The organism is Pseudomonas sp. G5001, from assembly GCF_013385475.1.
In the GTDB taxonomy this organism is placed as follows: Bacteria; Pseudomonadota; Gammaproteobacteria; order Pseudomonadales; family Pseudomonadaceae; genus Aquipseudomonas.
On sequence record NZ_JACAPZ010000032.1, the window covers coordinates 40,306 to 49,448 of the forward strand.

Here is a 9,143-nt window from a genome sequence, read left to right on the forward strand (position 1 = left end):
GTTACGGTGTGGCTTCGGCAATCGAAGGCACGGGGTCCAGCTGGCGCCCCAGGGTGGTGATCAGCAAGGTCAGTGAGTCGGCGTTATCCATCTGTGTGTTGAACCGCCGCGTCAGGTTGGTTTTGAAAATTCCCCGCGCGTTGCTCAAGTCCACGCCTCCGGTCGTGGCAAGAATCTGCTGCTTGATGTAGTCATCTTCCGGGTCGGTCCCCAGGTCGAATCCGGTAGGCCCCCACGCGTCCGTTGATTTGAACAATTGCCCAACAGGCGTGTTGATCGAGTACGCATTCTCCTGCACGTTGCGCAGCCAGTCCTGAAGATCGCGACCGGCCTGGGTCTGTACCTCGATCAGGTCGTAAAAGGGCGATGTGGAGTTGAGGTAGGCGACGTCGGCGGTATTGCTCACGATATGAGTCAACTCATGAATCAAGGTGGTCGCGCGGGCATGGGCTCTTTGGTCGAAGTGATTGATCAGGCGCCCTTCGAAATCGGCCGTAGGCGGGTTGAAGAAGTTTTCAGTGAGGTAGATGCGTCGATCCGGGTCGCCGTCGATAGTAAACGCCCAATGCCGTTCCGGTTCGGCAATATGCGCACCGGAGACGAAACGCCGGGAGTTGAGCGAGTAGAGTGCCGGCTCCAGCGCCTCATCGAGGAGGGCGGTCACCGTGTCCATGAGTTTTTGCGCGAGGGCTTCCGGAAACTTGGCCGGGCCGGTGTCGGCGTCTATCGGGATGCCGAAGAAGCGGTTGATAAAGCGATGCACCCGGGTCACGGGCGGATACTGGTGGTCGAGCAGTTTCAGGTTCTGCTGGCAGTTGTGCAGGTAGAAGGTTGCCAGGTCCAGTGCCTCGACGATCGCCTGGGCCCTGGCGGGCGACACACGCCGAATCTCGGCCAGGCCGCGGGCCTCGACGTTCATCACCTGGTCCACGGCTGTCCGCACCTCACGGCGGTCCATCATTGCACTCCATCCGGGGCCGTGGCGGCGAACCGATGCGCCCGGGTCCAGGGTCCATTTGCGGTTGGCATCCAGGCGCACAAACGGTCCTTTGGACCGTGCACTGAAAAGCCGCCAATGGCCTTCGACCTGCCTGGCGCGGTAGACCTTGCCTGCGCACGGCAGGTAATGCCGGTTGTCCGTCGCTGTGTAGACGCCCGTGTTGCCTGCCGTCAGGCCCTCCAGGCTGATGTCGCAGGCTTCGTACGCTTGCAGCCGGGTTCGGGCCCGGGCGGTGACGTCGATGTCGTGCCAGACACTGGCCGTTTGCGTCGGCGCGGGTTGCGCGGGGGCGGTGCCTGGTGTCGAGGGCTCATCCATCAATGCGCGGATCGAAGCCATTTGCGCGACACCGCCGATGAAGGTTTGCAGCGCCTCGCGCCAGCGGTGTTGCTGCAAGTCTTCGGCAGAGGCCTGGAACAGTTTGTAGCTTTGCCAGATCACCAGCGGCACCATCAGTTTGCCCGGCAGCAACGCCTGCGCGTGCTGCAGTCCGCTGCTGAACAAGGCTTTGAGGGTGTCCCAGGCTGACCGGCCGTTGGCCTGGGATTGCTGTTCAAACAGGTTCGAGATCAATCCGATGTTGTCGCGGTACAACTGCTTGAGGGCGTGGCCCCTGATCGGATTGGCCCCCAGGGTGATTTCCGAGGTTCCCCCGACCGTGCTGGCCCAGAGGTGTCTATACGTGGCTTGCTCAGCCTCTGGCAGGCGACCGATCACCCAGTCCTGCAAGGGGCCGGGCAGGTTGAGCCGCCGAATCAAATCCGCCTCGTTGTCGAACTCCTGGAACGCCTGTTGCGGCCCATAGGGCGCATACATCACCAGCGGAGTGCTTTCGACGGCACTGATCAAGTAGACCCCAAGGGCCTTGATGGACCGGGCCCCCGCCGTGGCGATCAACTCCAGCGGACGCACTGTCGAGGTCGCGCCCTCGACCGCTGCGCGGGCGAGCGCGTCCGGCATGTCGAGGACCTGTTCGACCAGGCTCAGGCCCGCGGGTGATAACAGTTCCTGCAGCCACAGCGCGTGGGCATTTTGCAACAGTTGCCAGGGCAGTTGCCGAATAAACCGGCGCTCCCGCACGTCTGCGCCCGGCTTGCCCGGGGTGAGTTTTTCGACCAGGCAAGCCTGGTGGTCCTGCTTGAGGGGCAGGCGCGCGAGGATCTGGCGCACCACAGCAGGTGTCAGGCCGGCGGCTGTGGACTCGACATCGAATGCAGCAGCTTGCTGGCTGACGTGATTGAGGGCGTAGTCCACCAGGTTCTGCCGCTGGCCGGCCAATACCAGCTTGGGCAGGATGTAGACGTCTTGCGGGCGCACGTCATAGGGCAGCAACAAGTCGATGAGCTTGCTGCCGAGATACGCTGGCAGCGGCAGGAAATCGTCAAGGTAGTCCTTGTCATCCGTGAGGCTGTGGCGGTATTGCTCAAGGATTTCGACATGGCGACGCTGTTGGCTGACAGACGCCATCCCCAGCCAGGCGGGCAGTGATTGTTGTGCCATGAAGGTCTGGGCGATTTGTGAGGCATGGCCCAGGTCGTTGGCCGGCAAGGCCTTTTCCAGCCCCCCGAGACGCTTCAGCAAGGCGTCCCCTGAGAGCGTCAGGGTGAGGCAGTGAGCCCGTTGTGCCCGGTAATGATCAATCCAGGACTGCTGGCAGTGCTGTGCGACCGCGCCGTTGATCAGCATGAACTGACCGAGTGCGCAGGCCTGGTGCGGTTTGAGATAGCGCGGGTCGAGATTGGCCAGTAGCTGCCTGCGAAGGTCCGGGGCGGCCAGTCGTCGTTGCAGTTCTGTCTGCAACTGGCTGACATTGGCGAAACTCTCCAGGCCGCGCGCCGGCGTCCACAGCACGGCCCGGCCTGAGTGGGACGGGGCCAGGCCACCGCGTTCGGTGAGCATCAAGCAATGCGCCAGGGGCACCCGTTGCGTCAGGCCCTCGGGTTCGACGGTCAACGCATAGGCATCCGGGATGAATCCACCCAGGCCCTGGCGCCGGCGGCGATCAGGGTGTTGAAGATCAAACACCGTCTGCACGATCGCCTCATCACGCGCGTCCAGGCTGTTGTTGAGGCGCCTGAGCCTGGCTTCGCCCTGGATCGCCACCGCCATGGCATGGGCCATCGGCGCCCTGAGCTGTTCCAGGTATTCGCGGGGAATATCGGCAATGTTGGAGTGATGAAACTTGACCAGTGCGGCATCGAGCGCCGCGTTGGCTTGCGCTATGTCCAGGCCGCCCAGCGGTGTAACAGACCCATCGCCCTGGCTGGCGTAAAGGCCATAGTGCGGCGTTTGCGGAATCGGCCCGCGCTTGTGTATCAGGCGCGCAAGAAAGTAACTGCGCAGGCTCTGGCTTTCCAGGGGCGCAGTGGCGGGTGTCGCGGTTGCGCTGGCGGCGTAGCGATTGACGTAGATCTTGCCGGGATCGTGGCCAGCCAAGCCGCGGCGGTTGAACTCGGCGGTGAGCGCCTGATTGACGGTGTTGGCCAATGTGGGTTGCGCTCGCACCTGGGTTGCCAGCGTGTCCTGGATATCGGTCATCTGCTTTTGCAGCAGGGCGGCACGTTCGGCGGCCACCGACACCGGGCGAGTCGGGTCGGCCAGTACCGAATGAGGCGTCCAGCGTCCCGCGGTATCCAGGCCCGGGAGGTGGCTGTCGATCATGTACCGCACATCCACCGCGTAGTCGAGCAAGGCCGCGGGGTCAATGCCGGCGCGGGTGCGTCGGTACAGGTCGAGTGCGTAGCGTAGGTTCTGTTGCTGCTTGCCGATGATGGTTTCGAGCACCTGCTCAAACAGATTGCCGGCGATAGGAATGCCGGAAAACTGCGGCGTCTTGAACCCCACAAACAGCGCCCGCTCCTCCAGGGACATCAGGTTGTAGAGGTCGTCTTCATAGCCTGGTGCCTTGACCATGGCCTTGAGGGTGCCCATCAGATCGTCGTAGGTCCCGAGCACCTGCAGGCCCTTCTCGGGGGTGTAGAGAAAGGTCTGCGAATTGCCGATCATCAAGGTGCTGGCCAGCTCGACGGTGTTGCTTGGCTGCTCCCAGATCTGTACGTTCTCGACGCGCAGCGTCTGGCTGTTCGGGGGGGCCTCGTTACCCCGGGAAGAGTACAGCGCTGCCAATGCCCGGCTTTGCTCCGGACTGATGATGGATTGCTGGCGCTTGAACAGCAGATCCAGTTGCGCATTGGCGGCCATGGCCCGGGCGAACCAGGCCCGACGCGACACGCCCGGTGCGATCTCGCTGTTCCAGAACGTCTCCAGTGCACTGTGCAGGAACGGGATCAGTTGGCCGGCTGCTTGTTTGATCGCGGTTTCCCAACGCTGCGTGTCGCGGGCCTTGGCGTCGGCAGGCCGCTTGGGGTGGAAGAACTCCCGGGTTTGCCCGGCGGGCCAGGCTTGTTCACGGTAGTACAACAGCACCGCGTCATTGAGTTGCAGCGAGTCGAGCCAGCGAGGCACCGTGTGCCCAACGGGTTGTATGGCGAAAAAACTCACGTGGGCTTCGCCGGGGCTGAGCCCGGGGAACAGTGGGCGGCAGACGCTTTCGAGCAGTTTTGAAAGCAGGGCGCCGAGGGCGGGCAACTGTTTCAACGCCGCCAGCAGCGCCTGGCGATTATTCTCCTGATAGCGCCTGAGGGTTTTTTCCTGTTCACCCAATACGTCGCCGAGCATGGCCTCCGGTGTCAGCACCAGTCGGTTGTCGAGTAGCGGCGATGGTTGTTGCTGCAAGGGCAGGAAGTACAGCAGTTGCGTGGCGCTGTCCGGGGTTTTCAAGCGCTCGGTCAGTGCTGTCAGCAAGTGGGCGGGGCTGTCGAATTTTTCCAGGCCGCCGTACGGGGTGTAGAGCCAGGCATGTGGGTAGGCGCTGGTTGAACTCATCATGAAGCTGCCGGCCAGTTCGACGGCATTGGCAGTGCTTTTATTCAACCAGATGCGCTGCGCGATCATTGGCGGCGACTGTTGGCGACGGCCTGCATCGCTGGCAAAAAACACCTTGCCGAGAAACTCGATGTCCCTGCTGTCGATGTTCAGCTGGCGCTCACGGTCCAGCGCCCTCCAGCCCACGCGCATGGCTTCGGGGAAAAAATACGGGAGAGGGGTGTGGCTCATCATCCTGATCCTTGAAGAGTTGCGTGCCTGCAACCTATCCAGGCCTGGCGCCACGAGGGGCTAGATATGTCTGGCGCTCCCTGTCGACAGCCATGGGGCAAACCCTGTCTAATCGACGGACCGATTCTTGTACGCTGTTGCCCATTCCAATAAATAAACGGGAGCTTCAGATGTCTGCATCGCCTTTGGATGTCGAGTCTTCATCAGAGCGACTCAGTTATGCGCAATTGACCGACCTGCTGCGCCAGGTGTTTGTCCGCCACGGTACGTCGGCCGATGTGGCCCAGGTGCTGGCCGAGAACTGCGCCAGCGCCGAGCGCGACGGTGCCCACAGCCACGGTGTATTCCGTATCCCCGGTTACGTCTCGACCCTGGCCAGTGGCTGGGTCAACGGCAAGGCGGTGCCGGTGGTCGAGGATGTGGCCAGCGGATTTGTGCGGGTGGATGCCGGCAACGGCTTCGCCCAGCCCGCACTGCAAGCCGCCCGCCCGTTGTTGGTGGAAAAGGCCCGCAGTGCCGGGATTGCCTTGCTGGCGATCCATAACTCCCACCACTTCGCGGCGCTTTGGCCGGATGTCGAGCCCTTCGCCGAAGAAGGCCTGGTGGCCTTGAGCGTGGTCAACAGCATGACCTGCGTGGTGCCCCACGGCGCCGACCGCCCGCTGTTCGGCACCAACCCCATTGCCTTCGCCGCGCCCCGCGCCGATGGCCTGCCGATCGTGTTTGACCTGGCCACCAGCGCTATCGCCCATGGCGACGTGCAGATTGCCGCGCGCAAGGGCGAACGCCTGCCACCCGGTATGGGCGTGGACAGCCTCGGCCAGCCGACCCAGGACCCCAAGGCGATCCTCGAAGGCGGCGCACTGCTGCCGTTTGGCGGGCACAAGGGGTCGGCCCTGTCGATGATGGTCGAGCTGCTGGCCGCGGCCCTCACGGGCGGTAACTTCTCGTTTGAGTTCAACTGGTCCGATCACCCCGGCGCTCGCACCCCATGGACCGGCCAACTGCTGATCGTGATCGACCCGAGCAAGACCGCCGGGCAGAGCTTCGCCGAGCGCAGCCAGGAATTGGTGCGACAGATGCATGCGGCAGGGTTGCGGCGTTTGCCGGGGGATCGGCGCCATCGCACACGGGCGAAGTCGCTATCAGGCGGGATCGAGATCGAAACGCAGGAATTGAGTCGGTTGCGGGTGTTGGCACAGGCGTGAAGCGAGCTGCGCCCGGGGAGGGCGCAGCCGTTGCATCAGATCAGTTGCGGCGGCCCAGCAACAGGCCGACTACCAGGCCAAACCCGGCGGAAATCGCCACGGTCTGCCATGGGTGGCCACCGATATAGGTTTCGGTGGCATCCACCACCGGCTTGCTGCGCTCGCGCACATTGGACACCGAGTCCAGCGCCTGCTTGAGCTTGATGGCGACCTGTTCACGCAGGGTTTCACCTTCTTCCCCCACCAGTGACGCGCTGCTTTTGAGCAGCTTGTCCGATTCTTCGATCAGTGCGGTCAGTTCACTGAAGGCTTGGTCCTTGATTTGGTCTTCGACGGCTTGGGCGGCAGATTTGCGAGCCATTGGGTTAACTCCTTGCGGGTGAATGTGGCAATGAATGCGCTTGATGAAGAATGGAGTGTTTGAAGCGGGCAAAAGTTGCAGTTTTTTTCCTGTGGTCAGCTTAGGAGAAATCCAGGCCAGGAAATTTCAACCTACAGTGTAAGATGTCACCTATTTGTGCAGCAGGTAATTCAACATGAGCTTCAATCTGGCCAACAAGCCCCTCGCCGAGCGCGCCGCGCTGGAAGATGAAAAGTCCCGTCTCTACGACCTCTGGCAAAGCAACCTGGGCAAGGCCAAGGGTGAGGCCGCCCGCCTGTTTGGCGAACGCGCCAAGCGCAAGGGCAAATGGGCCGAATGGGTGCGTGCAGAACTGGACGGCATGTCACCGCCGGAGTTCTCGAACATGGTGCGCAGTGAAGTCAATCGCCTGATGGCGGCGAAGTAAAACAAGCCTCGATTGCCTCGCGCACCTTGAGCAGCAACGGATCCAGTTGCGCCTGGGTGCGCCAGCCCAGCTCCACCGGGTAACGCGGCAGCGCCAGCGGGCAAGGCAGCTCCCTCAGTCCGGTCATCTGCGCGATGGCCTGGGCCGCATGGCCGGGGATGGTCGCCACCGCCTGGCTGCCCTTGAGCAGGAACGGCAGCGCCGCGAAGTGCGTGGTCGAGGCACCTACGTGGCGGCTCAGCCCCTGCGCGGCCAGGCCCTCGTCGGTGATCCCGATAAACCCGCCGGATGACACCAGCACATGCTCGCGCCTGACGAACTCGTCGAGGTCGATGGCCTGTTGTCCCGGCGCCAGGCTGTCGGGGTCCACCAGGCACGCGTAATGGCCTTCCCCCAATACCTGCCGGCTCAACCGGCGCTCGGCAAACCCGCCGGCGGTGATTGCCAGGTCCAGGCTGCGGTCGAGCAGGGCGTCGGCAACGATCTGGCTGTGGGTCTGGCGGAACATCAACCGCAGCTTTGGCGCACGCCGGGCAATCTCTTCAATCAGCCGCCGGCCGTAGGCGATTTCGAAATCATCCGATAACCCCACCACCACCGAACGGCCCTGATAGTGATTGCCCTGGGGATCCACCATCGCCAGGCTCTGGCGGCAGCGATCCAGGGCTTCGCTGATCACCGGCTTCAACTGATTGGCCCGCAAGGTGGGCGCCAGGCCCCGGCCGGTACGCACGAACAACTGATCGCCGTACACATCGCGCAAGCGGCGCAGGGCTGCACTGATCGCCGACTGCGTGACGCCAAGGCGCAGGGCGGCACGGCTGGCACTGGATTCGTCGTGCAGGGCCTCGAAGGTTTTCAGCAGGTTGAGATCGACGTTGGCGATATTCATATGGCTCATATCAGTTAGCAGCGAAGCGGGCTTTATTCATGATTGCCGCTGGCCGGAGAATGGGCAACCCCCATTGATACGGAGTGATCGTGATGCCTGTTTCTACCGTGGCTGCGCTGCAAATCGGTTCCTTGCCGGGTGGCAAGGCTGAGACCCTGGAACAGATCCTGTCCTACGAGGACGAAATCCTGCGCAGCGGTGCGCAACTGGTGGTGATGCCGGAAGCGTTGCTCGGGGGTTATCCCAAAGGTGAAGGCTTCGGCACCCAGCTGGGGTATCGCCTGCCTGAAGGGCGCGAGGCCTTTGCGCGGTATTTTGCCAATGCGATTGATGTGCCGGGTGTGGAGACCGAAGCGCTGGCCGGCTTGTCGGCGCGCACCGGGGCGAGCCTGGTGTTGGGCGTGATCGAGCGCAGTGGCAGCACGTTGTATTGCACTGTGCTGTATTTCGAGCCGGTGGGCGGGTTGGTGGCCAGGCATCGCAAATTGATGCCTACCGGCACTGAGCGGCTGATCTGGGGCAAGGGTGATGGTTCGACGTTGCCGGTGGTTGATGCCGCGGTAGGGCGCATCGGTGGCGCCGTGTGCTGGGAGAACATGATGCCGTTGTTGCGCACCGCGATGTACGCCAAGGGTGTGGAAGTGTGGTGCGCGCCGACGGTGGATGAGCGGGAAATGTGGCAGGTGAGCATGCGGCATATTGCCCATGAGGGGCGGTGTTTTGTGGTGAGTGCGTGTCAGGTGCAGGCGTCACCCCAGGCGTTGGGTGTGGAGGTGGCGAACTGGCCGGTGGATCGGCCTCTGATCGCGGGGGGCAGTGTGATTGTCGGGCCCATGGGGGACGTTCTTGCCGGGCCATTGCTCGGTGGGGCGGGGTTGCTGGTGGCGCGGATTGATACGGATGATTTGGTGCGGGCGCGGTATGACTATGATGTGGTTGGGCATTATGCCCGGCCGGATATTTTCGAATTGACCGTGGATGAGCGGGTTAGGGCGGGGGTGCGGTTTATTGTTGACTGAGTACATATCCGTTTCTTCGGTAACGGCGGCTTATGGTTCCGCTCTTACAGCGGGTCACTTTTTTACAAACGCCTAAAAAAGTAACCAAAAAACGCTTTGCCCCACCACTCGGTGCCTCGC

General features: G+C 62.7%; 6 protein-coding genes. 3 read left to right on the forward strand and 3 right to left on the reverse strand.

Annotation, left to right across the window (positions count from 1 at the left end):
- Position 1 precedes the first annotated feature (1 nt).
- A complete protein-coding gene (locus tag HX805_RS24420) occupies positions 2-5,116 on the reverse strand; it encodes a dermonecrotic toxin domain-containing protein (protein WP_177117357.1) in 5,115 nt (1,704 codons plus the stop codon).
- 170 nt (positions 5,117-5,286) lie between these two features.
- Here HX805_RS24420 and HX805_RS24425 point away from each other — a divergent pair, with 170 nt between their 5' ends.
- Entirely contained in the window at positions 5,287-6,324 is a 1,038-nt protein-coding gene (locus tag HX805_RS24425) for an Ldh family oxidoreductase (RefSeq protein WP_177009794.1), read from the forward strand.
- A gap of 40 nt (positions 6,325-6,364) precedes the next feature.
- On the opposite strand, the gene HX805_RS24430 is transcribed toward HX805_RS24425, so the two are convergent.
- Positions 6,365-6,685, reverse strand: coding sequence for a YqjD family protein (locus HX805_RS24430; protein ID WP_003217958.1), 321 nt, complete (start codon positions 6,683-6,685; stop codon positions 6,365-6,367).
- Positions 6,686-6,860: 175 nt separating this feature from the next.
- On the opposite strand from HX805_RS24430, the gene HX805_RS24435 reads away from it, so the two are divergent.
- The gene (locus tag HX805_RS24435; RefSeq protein ID WP_003217960.1) at positions 6,861-7,112 is read left to right on the forward strand and encodes a hypothetical protein; all 252 of its coding nucleotides are present in this window, start codon (positions 6,861-6,863) and stop codon (positions 7,110-7,112) included.
- Here the strand turns inward: HX805_RS24435 and HX805_RS24440 are convergent.
- Positions 7,087-8,004 (reverse strand): LysR substrate-binding domain-containing protein, encoded by a 918-nt coding sequence (locus HX805_RS24440; protein WP_008432042.1) that lies wholly within the window; start codon positions 8,002-8,004, stop codon positions 7,087-7,089. The genes HX805_RS24435 and HX805_RS24440 overlap by 26 nt on opposite strands.
- 92 nt (positions 8,005-8,096) lie before the next feature.
- Here HX805_RS24440 and HX805_RS24445 point away from each other — a divergent pair, with 92 nt between their 5' ends.
- Positions 8,097-9,023, forward strand: coding sequence for a carbon-nitrogen hydrolase family protein (locus HX805_RS24445; RefSeq protein WP_008432044.1), 927 nt, complete (start codon positions 8,097-8,099; stop codon positions 9,021-9,023).
- Positions 9,024-9,143: the final 120 nt, after the last annotated feature.